Origin of the sequence: Streptomyces sp. NBC_01298, from assembly GCF_035978755.1 — a bacterium.
Taxonomy (GTDB): Bacteria; Actinomycetota; Actinomycetes; order Streptomycetales; family Streptomycetaceae; genus Streptomyces.
On sequence record NZ_CP108414.1, the window covers coordinates 4,887,701 to 4,903,141 of the forward strand.

Consider the following 15,441-nt stretch of genomic DNA (forward strand, 5'->3'; position numbering starts at 1 on the left):
ATGTGATGTGCTGGGGACCGGTCGCGGCGTTCGGGGGAGCGAGGGAGGGGAACAGGGGTATGGGTGCGGAGCAGATCAGGCGTTGGGAGTCGGGTGCGCTCGCGCACGCGGTGACCGATCCCTTCGGCCAGGGCCCCCTGCCGTGGTTCCGGGGGAGCGAGCTCTACTACGACGACAACGGCCAGGTCGTGCCCTGGTACGTGGACCCGGCCGTGGCCGCCGGGCCGGGCCAGCAGATCCCGCGCGCCCGTGGCGCGGGCGGCCCCCGTACCGCCGACGACGTGCACCGGCAGATCAAGGGGTTCGCCTCCACCGGAGCCGTCTCGCCCGGTGAGGCCATCGACTTCCACATCACCGTGGACCCGCCCCAGCAGTTCTCCGTGGACGTGTACCGCATCGGGCACTACGGCGGCGACGGCGCCTCCAAGATCACCACCAGTCCCCGGCTCTCCGGCATCGTCCAGCCCGCGCCCCTGACCGCCGACCGCACCGTCTCCTGCCACCACTGGTGGCTGTCCTGGCGGCTCCAGGTCCCCTCGTACTGGAGCGTCGGCGCCTACGTGGCGGTCCTGACGACCGCCGACGGATACCGCTCGCACATCCCCTTCACGGTGCGCGACGACCATCCGGCCGATCTGCTGCTCCTGCTGCCCGACATCACCTGGCAGGCCTACAACCTCTACCCGGAGGACGGCAGAACGGGCGCGAGCCTCTACCACGCCTGGGACGAGGAGGGCCGGCTGCTCGGCGAGCGCGACGCCGCCATCACCGTCTCCTTCGACCGCCCCTACGCGGGCGCGGGCCTGCCCCTGCACGTGGGCCACGCCTACGACTTCATCCGCTGGGCCGAGCGCTACGGCTACGACCTCGCCTACGCCGACGCCCGCGATCTGCACGCCGGCCGCGTCGACCCCACCCGCTACCGCGGCCTGGTCTTCCCCGGCCACGACGAGTACTGGTCCGGCCCCATGCGCCGCACCGTCGAGCGCGCCCGCGACCACGGGACCTCGCTCGTCTTCCTCTCCGCCAACACCATGTACTGGCAGGTCGAGCTCTCCCCCTCGCCCTCCGGGGTCGACGACCGGCTCCTCACCTGCCGAAAACGCCGCGGCCCCGGCCGCCCCAGTCTCTGGCGCGAGGTGGACCGCCCGGAGCAGCAGCTGCTCGGCATCCAGTACGCGGGACGGGTCCCCGAGCCCGCGCCCCTCATCGTGCGCAATGCCACGCACTGGCTCTGGGACTCCACCGGAGCCGCAGAGAACGACGAACTCCCCGGCCTGGTCGCGGGCGAGGCCGACCGGTACTTCCCGCGCACGCAGCTCCCCGAGCACCAGAGCCGGATCCTGCTCGCGCACTCCCCGTACGAGGACGGCGACGGCCACCGCCGCCACCAGGAGACCTCGCTCTACCGGGCCCCCAGCGGCGCGCTCGTCTTCGCGTCCGGAACCTTCGCCTGGTCCCCGGCCCTCGACCGCCCCGGGCACGTGGACGAGCGGGTGCAGCGGGCCACCGCCAATCTCCTCGACCGGATCTGCAAGAGGGACTGACCGGACCCGTTGTCCGTGTTCGCGCACCGGTACGGGAGAATGGGCCGCGCGCTCGTACAGAACCACAGGGAGACTCCGTGCCCGGATTCGTCGAAAAGCCCGAGCCGGTCCAGGTGCCCGGCCTCGTCCACCTCCACACCGGCAAGGTCCGCGACCTCTACCGCGACGAGGACGGGAACCTGGTGATGGTCGCCAGCGACCGCATCTCCGCGGCCGACTGGGTGCTGCCCACGGAGATCCCGGACAAGGGCCGGATCCTGACCCAGCTCTCCCTGTGGTGGTTCGACCAGCTCGCGGACCTCGTCCCGAACCACGTCATCAGCACCGAGCTGCCCGCCGGCGCCCCCGCCGACTGGGCCGGCCGCGCCCTGGTCTGCCGGAACCTCGCCATGGTCCCCGTCGAGTGCGTGGCCCGCGGCTACCTGACCGGCTCGGGCCTCGCCGAGTACGAGAAGACCCGTACGGTCTGTGGCCTCGGCCTGCCCGAGGGCCTGGTCGACGGCTCCGAGCTGCCCGGCCCGATCTTCACCCCGGCAGCCAAGGCCGAGGTCGGCGAGCACGACGAGAACGTCTCCTACGAGGAGGTCGCCCGCACCCAGGGCGCCGAGACGGCCGCCCTGCTGCGCCAGACCACCCTCGCCGTCTACGGCCGGGCCCGGGACATCGCCCGCGACCGCGGGATCATCCTGGCGGACACCAAGTTCGAGTTCGGCTTCGACCAGGACGGCAGCCTGGTCGCCGCCGACGAGGTGCTGACCCCGGACTCCTCCCGCTTCTGGCCGGCCGACCTGTGGGAGCCGGGCCACAGCCAGCCGTCCTTCGACAAGCAGTACGTCCGCGACTGGCTGTCCTCCCCCGCCTCCGGCTGGGACTCCAAGGGCGAACTCCCGCCGCCCGCCCTCCCGCAGGAGGTCGTGGAGCAGACCCGGTCCCGCTACGTAGAGGCCTACGAGCGCCTCACCGGCCAGACCTGGGCCTGAGCCACACGGCCGAGAACGGCGAAGGGGCCCCGGAAACGGGCCCCTTCCCCCGGGGCGACGCCCCCCCCCGGGAACGAAAGAAGCCCCGGTCCGAGGACCGGGGCTTCTTCACTGCTGAGCGGACAACGCGACTCGAACGCGCGACATCCACCTTGGCAAGGTGGTGCTCTACCAACTGAGCTATGTCCGCAGGTGCGCCGTAGCGCGAGAACTACTATACCCAACCCCGGGCCCGTGCGAGACGCACCGCCGTGTGCCGGTTCTCGGCCCCCAGCTTGGTGGCCGCCGAGGACAGGTAGTTCCGTACCGTCCCGGGGGACAGCGAGGCCCGCTCCGCGATCTCCGCGATCGGTGCCCCGTCCCCGGCCAGTTCCAGCACCTCGGCCTCGCGGGCGGTCAGCGGGGAGTCGCCCGCGCTGATCGCGTCGGCCGCCAACTCCGGGTCCACGTAGCGGCCTCCGGCGTGCACGGTCCGGATCAGCTCGGCCAGCCGCTGCGCCGAGACGGTCTTCGGCGCGAAGGCCCGTACGCCCGCGGCCAGCGCCCGCTTCAGGTGCCCGGGCCGGCCGTGGCTGGTCACGATCATGGTCTTGCAGTCGGGGAGTTCGGCCCGCAGGGATGTGGCCACGCTCACACCGTCGGCCCCCGGCATCTGCAGGTCCAGCACCGCCACGTCCGGCCGGTGGGCCCGCGCCATCGCGAGCGCCTCCGGCCCCGAGGCGGCCTCGGCGACGACCAGCAGGTCGTCCTCCAGTCCCAGCAGCGCGGCGAGCGCGCCCCGGATCAGGTGCTCGTCGTCGGCCAGCAGTACGCGTACGGGGGTCATGCCCGCGCCTCCAGTTCTCGGATCGGACCGGCCGCCGGGCCGGGGATCCGCGCCCGCAGCCGGAACCGGCCGCCGTCCACCGGGCCGGCCTCCAGCGTGCCGTCCAGCACCGCGAGCCGTTCCCGCAGCCCCGCGAGCCCCGAGCCCGGCGGCCCGGCCGGGGCCTTGGGGGCCCCGTCGTTCTCCACCACCAGCGTGAGCGCGCCCGAGGGGCCCGCCGTCAGCCGGATCACGCAGCTGCGGGCGTCGCCGTGCCGCAGGACGTTCGTCGTCGCCTCGCGCACCACCCAGCCGAGCGCCGACTGGGCCTCGGCGGGCAGCTCGTGGCCCTGCTCGTACTCGACCCGGCAGTCCATCCCGGCGGCGTGCAGGACTCCGCGCGCGCCCTCCAGCTCCACCGCGAGGTTCGCCTCGCGGTAGCCGCGGACCACGTCGCGGACCTCTTTCTGGGACTCCCGGGCGATCCGCTGCACCTCGATCATCTGGTCGACGGCCTCGGGGCGTTCGCGCCGCGCGAGCTGCACGGCCAGCTCGCTCTTGAGGGCGATGACCGCCAGATTGCGGCCCATCACGTCGTGCAGGTCCCGGCCGAACCGCAGCCGCTCCTCGGCCACCGCGAGCTGCGCCTGGACCTCACGGGCCCGGTCCAGCTCGCACACGGTGTCGAGCAGCCAGCCGGAGAAGCCGCAGGCGAAGGAGAAGAAGGCGCTGCTCAGCAGCACTCCGACGGCCAGACCGGCGGACTCGCCCCCCGAGATGCCGAAGGCGAGGGACGCCAGGCCGGCGAAGACGGCCGCGGCCGGAGCCACGTAGCGCATCCGCCGGACCTCGCGCAGGCACAGGACGAGCGTGCCGCTGGTGAAGCAGGTCATGCCGGCGATGAGGGTGGGCGCCAGCTCCCGGTCGCCGGTGAGGCCGGCCGCGCGCAGGCCGAGGACGCCCAGGACGGCGGCGGCGGTGAGGCCGGCCACGGTGGCCGCGAGCCGCACGGGACGCTCGCGCCGCCCCAGGATCCAGTCGAGCGACCGGGAGGAGAGGAAGCCGACGACGAGCGAGTGCGCGCACACGGTCAGGAAGAGCGTGGCCGTGACCAGCGCGGGGACCTTTCCGGGGGCCGACCCCAGCACGGCCAGCCCGATCGACACGATCTCGAGGCCCACGAAGAGGTGGAACGACCAGCGCGTGTACAGCTCGACCTTCCCCGCACTGCTGCGGTTCTTCCACCAGCCGCTGAGTTTCATGGCCCCAGTCTCGCGGTCCGCGGGCCGGGGAGGCCATGACACCTGTCATGGATCCCGGAGCCGACGGATAACCACGATCGACAATCGCGATGGAGATACGACAAAGGCCCCGGTCGATGACCGGGGCCTTCATTCGCTGAGCGGACGACGCGACTCGAACGCGCGACATCCACCTTGGCAAGGTGGTGCTCTACCAACTGAGCTACGTCCGCATGCTTCCCACGACAAAACTGCCGTGCGATGCGTGCATCACTCTACCTGATCCACAACCGTGGTCGGTAAAGCGAGCAGAGCGGGTGACAGGGATCGCACACTGCGCCTTCCCCCTGGAAGGAGGATGTTCTGCTACTGAACTACACCCGCACGACTTCGGGGTCTGACCTGTGGCCTCGCCCCTTGGCGTGATCCACACACTAGCGGATCGGTGGGGGTGGATGGCAAATCGGCTCTCAGTGCGCGGCGTTGTACTCCTCGTAGACCTTCTTGGGGATCCGCCCGCGCGGCGGGACGTCGAGGTGGTTGGAGCGGGCCCAGGCCCGGACGACCGCGGGGTCGGGGGCGATGGAGGTGTGCTTGAAGGTCTTGCCGGAGCGGGCCTGCCGCCGGCCGGCGGCCACGAAGGGGGCGAGGCTCTTCCGCAGTTTCTTTGCGTTGGCCACATTGAGGTCGATCTCGTACGACTTACCGTCCAGCCCGAAGACGACCGTTTCCGATGCATCTCCGCCATCGATGTCGTCGGAGATCGTGACTACTACGCGCTGCGCCACGGATATCGGTCCCTTCGTGCGACGCCGCTCCCGCTGACGTGCGCGGACGGAGCGGTGATGTCGCCTGTGTGGATGTATCGGAAGAATGCATCTTTCTGGCGTCACCGTGCACCGGAAAATACCGGTGCGACGGAGGATTCCTTTGTACCCCGATTCTCATTGCATTGCGAAGCCCAGTTAATTGTCTCCGCGTGTCCCGCCGCAATGCCGGGCGCGTGGTTTTCCGGCGGATTTTGCGAAGCGTTGGTGAAGTTGAAACGGCGTGGAGGATCATACAAGAGAGATATCTACCCGCGTAGAAATTTCCTCCAGGTACGCTGAGGGAACCGCCTTCGCACCAACCACCTCATCGGGAGTGCCAGTGGCACGCGTCGTAGTCGACGTCATGCTCAAGCCGGAGATCCTCGACCCCCAGGGCCAGGCGGTGCAGCGTGCACTGCCGCGCCTGGGCTTCGAAGGGATCGCCGACGTCCGTCAGGGGAAGCGCTTCGAACTGGAGGTGGAGGGACCGGTCGACCAGGCCGCCCTCGACCGCATCCACAAGATGGCCGAAACCTTCCTCGCCAACACCGTCATCGAAGACTTCACCGTGAAGGTCGAGGCCTGACGGTGACCACTCGCATCGGAGTCGTCACGTTCCCCGGAACGCTCGACGACCGTGACTCTCTGCGCGCCGTGCGCCTCGCCGGAGCCGAGCCCGTATCGCTCTGGCACCGCGACAAGGACCTCCACCAGGTCGACGCGGTCGTCCTCGCGGGCGGCTTCTCCTACGGGGACTACCTGCGCGCCGGAGCCATCTCCCGCTTCTCGCCGGTGATGGAGAGCATCATCGAGCAGGCCAAGGGCGGCATGCCCGTCCTTGGCATCTGCAACGGCTTCCAGATCCTCACCGAGGCCCACCTGCTGCCGGGGGCGATGCTCCGCAACAACCACCTGCACTTCATCTGCCGCGACCAGAAGCTGCGGGTGGAGAACGCGGAGACCGCCTGGACCGGTGACTACACCGCCGGCGAGGAGATCTCCGTACCGCTCAAGAACATGGACGGCCGCTACGTGGCCGACGAGCGGGTGCTGGACGAACTGGAGGCCGAAGGCCGCGTGGCCTTCCGGTACCTCGACGTCAACCCGAACGGCTCGCTGCGCGACATCGCCGGCATCACCAACGCCGCGGGCAACGTCGTCGGCCTCATGCCGCACCCCGAGCACGCGGTCGAGCCGCTGATCGGGACGGGCCGCACCGACGGCCTCCCGTTCTTCACCTCGGTCCTGAAGAAGCTGGTCAGCGCATGAGCCTCGACACCGTCAAGAACGCCACCGAGACCCCGGACGCCTCCCAGCCCTGGAAGGAACTCGGCCTCAAAGAGGACGAGTACGCCCGGATCCGCGAGATCCTCGAGCGCCGTCCCACCGGCGCCGAGCTCGCCATGTACTCCGTCATGTGGTCCGAGCACTGCTCGTACAAGAGCAGCAAGGTCCACCTGAAGCAGTTCGGCGAGAAGGTCCCGCAGAACGACGCCATGCTCGTCGGCATCGGCGAGAACGCCGGAGTCGTCGACGTCGGCCAGGGTTACGCGGTCACCTTCAAGGTCGAGTCGCACAACCACCCGTCGTACATCGAGCCCTACCAGGGCGCGGCCACCGGCATCGGCGGCATCGTCCGCGACATCCTCGCCATGGGCGCCCGCCCGATCGCCGTCGTCGACCCGCTGCGCTTCGGCGCGGCCGACCACCCCGACACCAAGCGCGTCCTGCCGGGCGTCGTCGCGGGCATCGGCGGCTACGGCAACTGTCTCGGCCTGCCGAACATCGGCGGCGAGGTCGTCTTCGACGCCTGCTACCAGGGCAACCCCCTCGTGAACGCCGGCTGCATCGGCGTCATGAAGCACGAGGACATCCACCTCGCCAAGGCCTCCGGCCCGGGCAACAAGGTCATCCTCTACGGCGCCCGCACCGGCGGCGACGGCATCGGCGGCGTCTCGGTCCTCGCGTCCGAGACCTTCGACGACACCAAGCCCACCAAGCGCCCCGCGGTGCAGGTCGGCGACCCCTTCCAGGAGAAGCTCCTCATCGAGTGCACCCTGGAGATCTTCAAGGAGAAGCTGGTCGCGGGCATCCAGGACCTCGGCGGCGCCGGGCTCTCCTGCGCCACCAGCGAGCTGGCCTCCGCGGGCACCGGCGGCATGCGCGTAGACCTCGACACCGTCCCGCTGCGCGACGCGACGCTCTCGCCCGAGGAAATCCTCATGAGCGAGTCGCAGGAGCGCATGTGCGCGATCGTCGAACCGCAGTACGTGGACCGCTTCATGGAGATCTGCGAGAAGTGGGACGTCATCGCCACCGTCATCGGTGAGGTGACCGACGGCGACCACCTGGAGATCTTCTGGCACGGCGAGCTCATCGTGGACGTGCCCCCGGGCACCGTCGCGCACGAGGGCCCGACCTACCACCGGCCGTACGCCCGCCCCTCCTGGCAGGACGCGCTCCAGGCCGACGACGCGGGCAAGCTGCCCCGCCCGCAGACCTCCGAGGAGCTGCGCGCGCAGGTCCTGGCGCTGGTCTCGTCGCCGAACCAGGCCTCGAAGTCCTGGATCACCGACCAGTACGACCGCTTCGTCCAGGGCAACACGGTGCTCTCGCAGCCCGAGGACGCCGGCATGGTCCGCATCGACGAGGAGACCAACCTCGGCGTGGCCATGTCCACGGACGGCAACGGCCGCTACGCCAAGCTCGACCCCTACACGGGCGCGCAGCTCGCGCTGGCGGAGTCCTACCGCAACGTGGCCGCGACCGGCGCCAAGCCGCTGGCGATCTCCGACTGCCTGAACTTCGGCTCCCCCGAGGACCCGGACGTCATGTGGCAGTTCGCCGAGGCCACCCGCGGTCTCGCGGACGGCTGCCTGGAGCTGGGCACCCCGGTGACCGGCGGCAACGTCTCCCTCTACAACCAGACGGGCGACATCGCCATCCACCCGACCCCGGTCGTGGCGGTGCTCGGCGTGATCGACGACGTCAACCGCCGTACGCCGATGGCGTTCGCGGAGGCCGGCCAGCTGCTGTACCTGCTCGGCGACACCGCCGAGGAGTTCGGCGGCTCGGCGTGGTCCGAGGTCGTCCACCAGCACCTCGGCGGCATGCCGCCCAAGGTGGACCTGGGCCGCGAGAAGCTCCTCGCGGAGATCCTGATCTCGGCCTCGCGCGACGGCATGATCGACGCCGCGCACGACCTGTCCGACGGCGGCCTGATCCAGGCGCTCACCGAGTCCTGCCTCAAGGGCGGCAACGGTGCGCGGATCGTGGTGCCCGAGGCGCTGGACGCCTTCACCTTCCTGTTCTCCGAGTCCGCGGGCCGGGCCATCGTGGCCGTCCCGCGCAGCGAGGAGCTCCGCTTCACCGACATGTGCGGTGCGCGGGGCCTGCCGGCGACCCGGATCGGTGTGGTGGACGGCGAGGAGATCGAGGTCCAGGGCGAGTTCACCCTCCCCCTGACCGAGCTCCGCACCGCCCACGAAGGCACGATCCCGGCGCTGCTCGCCTGAGCGGCCGGTCTGTACGAACCGCGCAGCCCCCGTCCGGAACCGTTCCGGGCGGGGGCTCGTCCGTTCCGGCAAGGAGCCCGCGCCGACGGCGGCGGCGGGTCCGGCGGGGGAACGGGGCGCAGATGGAGCGGAGTCGGAGACGGTGGCTCCTCGGGGTCGGGATGCCGGTGATCGTGGCCGCCGTGGGGCTGGGCGGCTGGTTCCTCTACGACAACTCCGGGGACCGCGCGCGAAGCCGGGCGGAGATCATCGAGAACTGCCGGGGCCTGGTCGATCCGGACGCGGTGATGGGCTTCGGCATGCGCAGGGTGGAGGCGGGCGCCACCGCGGACCAGGCCTGTGTGCTGCGGCGTGCGGTGACGTTCGAGGGACAGGAGCAGATGGAGGAGTTCGCCTCCGTCGCGGTGGTGGCCTCCAAGGACGCCGAACCGGGCGGAAGCCGGTTCGACTACGGCACCTTCAGCGTCACGGCGATCGCGAAGTGCGCCGACCCGGCCGGGGCCGGCGGAGTGACCGCCCTGCGGGCGACCGCCGCCGGCGAGGGCGACGGCCGGGGCAGCAGGGGGCGCGGCTTCCTGTCGGGGCTCGCCCGGGAGGCGGCCGTGCGCGCGGCGGCGAAGGCGGGCTGCGAGACCAGCCTGCCCCCGGCCCCGAAGGACTGAGGTGCGCCGCCCGGCCGGTCCGGGCGGCGTAAGGTCGGCCCCATGCCTCCCGCGAAGAAGAAGCCGCGCACCTACGACCACGCCAGGACCCGTACGGCCGTCCTCGCGCAGTTCGGGCATGTACGGGACGCGGTACGGGAGTTGGACGCCGAGCGGCTCGCGCTGCCCAGCGGGGTCGGGGACTGGTCCGTCGCCGAGCTGGCCGCGCACATCGCGTGGATCGCCGACTCGCTGGCGGGCGGCCTGGCCCGGCCGCCCGCCGCCGTCGCCGAACTCTCGGCCGCCGAGTGGCCGTTCGCGACGGCCTCGCTCGCCGGGAAGATCGCCGAAGCCGCCAAGGAGACCCTGGAGGGGGCCCCGCTCGCCGAGCTCTACGACCGGGCAGGCGCCCGGCTCGCCGAGGCGCTGGACGCGAACCCCGGCAGCCGCGTGCTGGACCTGTGGATCGGGGACATGACCCTCGCCGACTTCCTGGTCACCCGCACCGTCGAGCTCGTCGTCCACACCGACGACCTGCGCCGGGCCACCGGACTGGACATCCCCGTGGACCGCCAGGCCCTGGCCGCCTGCACCCGGCTGCTCGCGGACGCCCTCGCGCTCAAGGCTCCGGGCGGGGCGGTGGAGTTCCGCGTCCCGCCGTTCGCGGTGGTGCAGTGCGTCGAGGGTCCCCGGCACACCCGCGGCACCCCGCCGAACGTGGTGGAGACCGACCCGCTGACCTGGATCCGGCTCGCCACCGGCCGGACGAACTGGGCCGAGGCGCTGGACGGGGCCCGGGTCAGGGCCAGCGGCGAGCGCGCCGACCTCTCGGGCCTGCTCCCCCTGATGAGCTGACCCGGGGAACCGGTTCGCGGCCGGCCGCGTCCCACCGGCATGCGTACGCTGCCGCTCCTCCCCGCCGCCCTGGTCGCCGTGCTCGCGCTGTCCGCCACCGCCACCGCCTGTGGTGACGGCGGGGGCACGCCAGGGACGCGCCCGTTCCACGGGTTCACCGGCCCCTGGACGGTCGAGAGCCTGACCGTCGACGGAAAGAAGCTGTCGGCCCCCGCTTCCGCCGCACGGTTGACCGTGGAGCGCGGCAAGGGCGACGAAGCCGAGGCCACGGGCAACTACGGCTGCAACGGCTTCACCTCCGCGGTGGTCTTCGACTCGGCGTCCACCCTGCGCGTGACCCCGGGCGCGACGACCGAGATGGCCTGCGACGACCTGCCGTTCGAGACGGCCTACCGCTCGCTGTTCCGCGGCACGCTGACCGTGGAACGGAGCGGGGAGACGATCACCTTGAAGGCCCCGGACGGGAACCTGATCGCCCTGAGCTCGAAGCCCCCGGCCCCCGACGCCCCGCTCGTCGCCACGCGGTGGACCGTCGATTCCCTGATCAAGGGGGAGACCTCCTCCTCGGTCCCGGCGGGCGCCGAAGGTCGGGCCCGCTTCACGGTGGCCGCGGACGGGAACGTGAGCGGAAGCCTCGGCTGCAACCGCTTCAACGCCTCGGCCGCCGTCGAGGGGAACCGGCTCACCGTCGGGCCCCTCACCACCACCCGGATGGCCTGCGAGGGCGGCCCCGGAGAGGTCGAGCGGGCCCTCACCGATCTGTTCGCCTCCCCGCTCAACTGGAAGATCAGCGGGGATGCCCTCACCCTCACCGCGAGCGACGGCAGGGCCGCCACCGCGAAGGCGGCCTCCGCCGTCGAGTGACCCCCGGCCTCAGACGAGCGCCTCAGACGTGCGCGGTCCCGCCGTCCTTCGCCATCGCCGTGGCGATCCGGCGCGCGGCCTCGGCCCACACCTCGGCGGGGAGCTTCGGCAACACGTCGTCCCACAGCGGCAGGCAGCTCCCGCGCAGCTGGAGCATCCCCTCGGGCCGGGCCATCAGGAAGAGGTGCAGGTGGGCGCCCCCGTCACCGATCTTGCTGACGTGCACGCGGCCGATGCCTCCGAGCGTGCGGATGGCCCGCTCGATCCGCTGCGCCATCCCGCCCAGCTCGGCGGCCCGCTCGGCCGGCAGGTCCAGCAGGTCGTGATGGCCGCGCGGGATCAGCATGAGGATGGCCGGCAGCGAGCCGTGCAGGCCCTTCAAGCGCCAGTGCTCGTCCGTCCACAGGAAGTCTGAGTCCGCCGGCTCGCAGCCCTCGCACCCCTCCGGCCCGGCCTCCCCGTTGCGGGGCGGCTCGGGCAGGACGGGCGCGTCCAGCGGCCTGACCAGCAGCTCACCCTCGAACGGGAAGGTGTCCCACATCGGGATGCCCTCGGAGGAGAAGTCGATCCGTTCGCCGATCGGCAACCGGCGTACGTACTCACTGGGTTCAGGTATCAGATCCGTCATGATCCACAGCCTTCCACAGGCTGTGGACCACGTCACCGACCCGCCGACCGATCAGCCCGGGTACGGCAGCAGCCCCGCGTCCGTCTTCTCCCAGGCCGCCCGCAGTTCGGCCAGCCGGGCCGGCTCCAGCGCCGCCTTGTCGGCCTGCTCGCGGATGTCGCCGGCCAGGTTGAAGAGCTGGTCGCGGCCCGCCTTGCCGCGGTAGTACTTCCAGTCGCCGCGCCGCAGCGCCCGCTCCCCGCGCACCCGCCAGAAGAGGTTGCGCTCGGCGACCTTCTCGCCGCGCAGCAGGTACCCGGCCAGGCTGACCCCGTCCAGCGGGTACGCCGGGTTCGCGCGGGCGCCGGCCAGTTCCAGCAGGGTGGCCGTCCAGTCCGGGGTGAAGACCGGCACGTGGCTGACCTGGCCTCCGTCGAGCCGGGCGGGCCAGCGCACGATGTTCGGGACGCGGATGCCGCCCTCCTGGAGGGAGGCCTTGTTGCCGGAGAGCGGCCAGTTGTGGGAGAAGCGCTCCCCGCCGTTGTCGCTGGAGAAGAAGACCAGGGTGTCCTCCTCCTGCCCGGAGCGCTTCAGCGCCTTCAGCACCTCGCCGATCGAGCGGTCGAGGTCCTCCACCATCTCCTTGTACTTCTCGATGGACCCGCCGTCCTCGTGCCACAGGGCCCGCTTGTCACCGGCCTTGATCCGGCGCGTGACCTCGGCGCTCGCCTCGGTGTCCCCGTCGGCGGTCCACGGCCAGTGCGGGGTGGTGAAGTTGAGGTTCAGCAGCCACGGCTTGTTCCCGTGGTCGCGGGAGACGTATTCGCTCGCCCGCTCGGTCAGGATCCGCGTGTAGTAGCGCAGGTCCTTGTACTCGGCGTCGCCCTCGTAGAGGTCGTACGAGCCGTCGCCGCCCAGCTTGGAGTAGTACTCCAGCGCCCCGCCGAAGTTGCCGAAGAACTCGTCCCAGCCCGACTTGGTCGGGCTGTAGTCGGGCAGGAAGCCGCAGTGCCACTTGCCTATGAGCGCGGTCGCGTACCCGGAGCCGCGCAGCAGCGAGGCCAGCGTGGGGTGGGTCGGCTCCAGGCCCGCCGTCTTGTCGGCGATGGGCTCGGCGAGCCCGCCCTTGGCGCGGCCCGGGTAGCGGCCGGTGTACAGGCTGAAGCGCGTCGGGGAGCAGGTCGCGGAGCCCGAGTAGGCGTCGGTGAAGCGGACGCCCTGGCGGGCGAGCCGGTCCAGGTTCGGGGTCTTGATGTGCGGGGAGCCGTAGGAGGACAGGTCGGCCCAGCCGAGGTCGTCCCCGAGGATGAACAGGATGTTCGGGCGGCGGGAGCGGCGGCCCCGATCGGCGTGGAACTCCCGTTCCTGCGCGCTCGCGTGCTGCGCTTCGGCGGCGGGCGCCGCCTGGGCCGGGGCGGCGGCGCCCAGCCCCACCGCCGCGGCGGCCGCGGTCGCGCCGACCGCGCCGCCGAAGGCGCGCCGGGACAGGTTGGGTTCGTTAGAGGTCACGGGTACTCCAGAGCAGGGCCCGCCGGCCTTCCGGCGCGGGCCGGCTCCGGGCGGCGCGGGACGGCGCGGGGCACGGCGGAGCGGGGCACGGACGGAAAGGGGCGGGGAAAGGAGAAAAAGAAAAGGAAAAGCGCGTGTGACTACGCAGAACAGCGACAGATGGCGCTGGCGACACGGACGAGGTCCACGTGTCGGCGCGCGACGAGGGTGACGGTGCGGTCACCGAGAGGCTGCATGGGCCGGAGCTTGTACGAAACGACAGGCGACTGTCAACCAGGGCAATCCGGATATCGAGACGGCCGGGCCCCGAACAGGTTTCGTCACCCTGCGTGCTGTGACATTTCCCGGGCATCCCCAATTCGGACCAGTGGTCGATCTCGCCTACACTCGGGGGCGTGCCTCGTGGTGATGGACGACTCAACCACGACCTGCTCCCCGGCGAAAAGGGCCCCCAGGACGCTTGCGGCGTCTTCGGTGTCTGGGCTCCGGGTGAAGAGGTCGCCAAGCTCACCTACTTCGGACTGTATGCATTGCAGCACCGCGGACAAGAGTCCGCGGGCATCGCTGTGAGCAACGGTTCCCAGATCCTCGTCTTCAAGGACATGGGCCTCGTTTCCCAAGTCTTCGACGAAACCTCTCTCGGCTCGCTCCAGGGTCATATCGCGGTCGGTCACGCCCGCTACTCGACCACTGGCGCCTCCGTCTGGGAGAACGCTCAGCCGACCTTCCGCGCGACCGCCCACGGCTCCATTGCCCTGGGTCACAACGGCAACCTGGTGAACACCGCCGAGTTGGCCGAAATGGTCGCCGACCTCCCCCGTCAGGACGGCCGTGCCACCCAGGTGGCGGCCACCAACGACACCGACCTGGTCACCGCCCTGCTGGCCGGCCAGACGGACGACGACGGCAAGCCCCTGACCATCGAGGAGTCGGCCACCAAGGTCCTCCCGAAGGTGAAGGGCGCCTTCTCGCTCGTCTTCATGGACGAGGGAACGCTCTACACCGCCCGTGACCCGCAGGGCATCCGCCCGCTGGTCCTCGGCCGCCTCGAGCGCGGCTGGGTGGTGGCGAGCGAGACCGCCGCCCTGGACATCTGCGGCGCCAGCTTCGTCCGCGAGGTCGAGCCGGGCGAGCTCATCGCGATCGACGAGAACGGCCTTCGGACCTCTCGCTTCGCGGAAGCAAAGCCCAAGGGCTGTGTCTTCGAGTACGTCTACCTGGCGCGCCCGGACACCGACATCGCCGGCCGGAACGTCTACCTCTCGCGCGTCGAGATGGGCCGGCGCCTGGCCAAGGAAGCCCCGGCCGAAGCCGACCTGGTGATATCGACGCCGGAATCGGGCACGCCCGCCGCCGTCGGCTACGCCGAGGCCAGCGGGATCCCGTACGGGGTGGGCCTGGTCAAGAACGCCTACGTGGGCCGGACCTTCATCCAGCCCTCGCAGACGATCCGCCAGCTCGGCATCCGTCTGAAGCTCAACCCCCTCAAGGAAGTCATCCGGGGCAAGCGCCTGGTGGTCGTCGACGACTCGATCGTCCGCGGCAACACCCAGCGCGCCCTGGTCAAGATGCTCCGCGAGGCCGGCGCGGCGGAGGTCCACATCCGGATCTCCTCGCCGCCGGTGAAGTGGCCGTGCTTCTTCGGCATCGACTTCGCCACCCGGGCCGAGCTGATCGCCAACGGCATGACGGTCGATGAGATCGCCACGTCGCTGGGCGCGGACTCGCTCTCGTACATCTCGCTCGACTCGATGATCGAGGCGACGACCATCCAGAAGCCCAACCTCTGCCGTGCCTGCTTCGACGGCGTGTACCCCATGGAGCTGCCCGACCCGCAGCTCCTGGGCAAGCAGCTCCTGGAGACGGAGCTGGCCGGCGGCACCGACGCCGCCGACGCCCTCCGGCGCCCGTAGGACACGAGGCGGCATCACGGTCCGCGGGCTCGCCCGAGCCCGCGGACCGGGCCCCTGACTCCCCCCACCTCCTGCTCAACCTGCGCGGGGCCTTCCTTTCAGGCTTTTCCAGGGCCCCGCACCACACGCAGCAACGACACGAAAGCTCTCTCCTG

The 15,441-nt window shown here is 71.1% G+C and carries 15 protein-coding genes and 3 tRNA genes; 9 read left to right on the forward strand and 9 right to left on the reverse strand.

Annotated features, from left to right (window positions below):
• The first annotated feature begins 59 nt into the window (after positions 1–59).
• Complete coding sequence (locus OG730_RS22145; RefSeq protein ID WP_327305873.1) at positions 60–1,547, forward strand: N,N-dimethylformamidase beta subunit family domain-containing protein; 1,488 nt, start codon at positions 60–62, stop codon at positions 1,545–1,547.
• A gap of 77 nt (positions 1,548–1,624) precedes the next feature.
• Positions 1,625–2,527, forward strand: a complete 903-nt coding sequence (locus tag OG730_RS22150; RefSeq protein ID WP_327305874.1) for a phosphoribosylaminoimidazolesuccinocarboxamide synthase — start codon at positions 1,625–1,627, stop codon at positions 2,525–2,527.
• 117 nt (positions 2,528–2,644) lie between these two features.
• Here the strand turns inward: OG730_RS22150 and OG730_RS22155 are convergent.
• The 6 genes from OG730_RS22155 to OG730_RS22180 form a co-directional block, all read right to left on the reverse strand.
• Positions 2,645–2,717 (reverse strand) — tRNA-Gly (locus OG730_RS22155).
• A gap of 24 nt (positions 2,718–2,741) precedes the next feature.
• A complete protein-coding gene (locus OG730_RS22160) occupies positions 2,742–3,353 on the reverse strand; it encodes a response regulator transcription factor (protein ID WP_250751962.1) in 612 nt (203 codons plus the stop codon).
• On the reverse strand, positions 3,350–4,594 hold the full coding sequence (locus OG730_RS22165) for a sensor histidine kinase (RefSeq protein WP_327305875.1): 1,245 nt from the start codon (positions 4,592–4,594) through the stop codon (positions 3,350–3,352). Before OG730_RS22165 ends, OG730_RS22160 begins: the two co-directional genes overlap by 4 nt.
• A 139-nt stretch (positions 4,595–4,733) precedes the next feature.
• Positions 4,734–4,806: transfer RNA gene (locus OG730_RS22170), tRNA-Gly, on the reverse strand.
• Between the two features lie 79 nt (positions 4,807–4,885).
• Positions 4,886–4,957 (reverse strand) — tRNA-Gly (locus OG730_RS22175).
• An 86-nt stretch (positions 4,958–5,043) separates the two neighbouring features.
• Complete coding sequence (locus OG730_RS22180) at positions 5,044–5,361, reverse strand: histone-like nucleoid-structuring protein Lsr2 (RefSeq protein ID WP_327305876.1); 318 nt, start codon at positions 5,359–5,361, stop codon at positions 5,044–5,046.
• A 355-nt stretch (positions 5,362–5,716) separates the two neighbouring features.
• On the opposite strand from OG730_RS22180, the gene purS reads away from it, so the two are divergent.
• From purS to OG730_RS22210, 6 genes are all read left to right on the forward strand, one after another.
• Positions 5,717–5,968 carry a phosphoribosylformylglycinamidine synthase subunit PurS gene (gene purS, locus OG730_RS22185; protein ID WP_008740952.1) on the forward strand — a complete coding sequence of 84 codons (252 nt, stop codon included), beginning with the start codon at positions 5,717–5,719 and terminating at the stop codon, positions 5,966–5,968.
• Between the two features lie 2 nt (positions 5,969–5,970).
• A complete protein-coding gene (gene purQ / locus OG730_RS22190; RefSeq protein WP_266907118.1) occupies positions 5,971–6,651 on the forward strand; it encodes a phosphoribosylformylglycinamidine synthase subunit PurQ in 681 nt (226 codons plus the stop codon).
• Positions 6,648–8,897 (forward strand): phosphoribosylformylglycinamidine synthase subunit PurL, encoded by a 2,250-nt coding sequence (gene purL, locus OG730_RS22195; protein WP_327305877.1) that lies wholly within the window; start codon positions 6,648–6,650, stop codon positions 8,895–8,897. The genes purQ and purL overlap by 4 nt, the downstream gene beginning before the upstream one ends.
• 161 nt (positions 8,898–9,058) lie before the next feature.
• Positions 9,059–9,559 (forward strand): hypothetical protein, encoded by a 501-nt coding sequence (locus OG730_RS22200; protein WP_327305878.1) that lies wholly within the window; start codon positions 9,059–9,061, stop codon positions 9,557–9,559.
• A gap of 42 nt (positions 9,560–9,601) precedes the next feature.
• Complete coding sequence (locus tag OG730_RS22205) at positions 9,602–10,393, forward strand: maleylpyruvate isomerase family mycothiol-dependent enzyme (protein WP_327305879.1); 792 nt, start codon at positions 9,602–9,604, stop codon at positions 10,391–10,393.
• Between the two features lie 39 nt (positions 10,394–10,432).
• Complete coding sequence (locus OG730_RS22210) at positions 10,433–11,257, forward strand: META domain-containing protein (RefSeq protein WP_327305880.1); 825 nt, start codon at positions 10,433–10,435, stop codon at positions 11,255–11,257.
• A gap of 22 nt (positions 11,258–11,279) precedes the next feature.
• Here the strand turns inward: OG730_RS22210 and OG730_RS22215 are convergent, their stop codons facing one another.
• The 3 genes from OG730_RS22215 to OG730_RS44330 form a co-directional block, all read right to left on the reverse strand.
• Positions 11,280–11,885 carry an HIT family protein gene (locus OG730_RS22215; protein ID WP_327305881.1) on the reverse strand — a complete coding sequence of 202 codons (606 nt, stop codon included), beginning with the start codon at positions 11,883–11,885 and terminating at the stop codon, positions 11,280–11,282.
• A gap of 51 nt (positions 11,886–11,936) precedes the next feature.
• The gene (locus OG730_RS22220; protein ID WP_327305882.1) at positions 11,937–13,373 is read right to left on the reverse strand and encodes a sulfatase-like hydrolase/transferase; all 1,437 of its coding nucleotides are present in this window, start codon (positions 13,371–13,373) and stop codon (positions 11,937–11,939) included.
• 140 nt (positions 13,374–13,513) lie between these two features.
• Complete coding sequence (locus OG730_RS44330) at positions 13,514–13,609, reverse strand: putative leader peptide (RefSeq protein ID WP_323187867.1); 96 nt, start codon at positions 13,607–13,609, stop codon at positions 13,514–13,516.
• A 159-nt stretch (positions 13,610–13,768) separates the two neighbouring features.
• Between OG730_RS44330 and purF the strand changes: the two genes are divergently transcribed.
• On the forward strand, positions 13,769–15,286 hold the full coding sequence (gene purF / locus OG730_RS22225; RefSeq protein WP_254381919.1) for an amidophosphoribosyltransferase: 1,518 nt from the start codon (positions 13,769–13,771) through the stop codon (positions 15,284–15,286).
• The last annotated feature ends 155 nt before the right edge of the window (positions 15,287–15,441 follow it).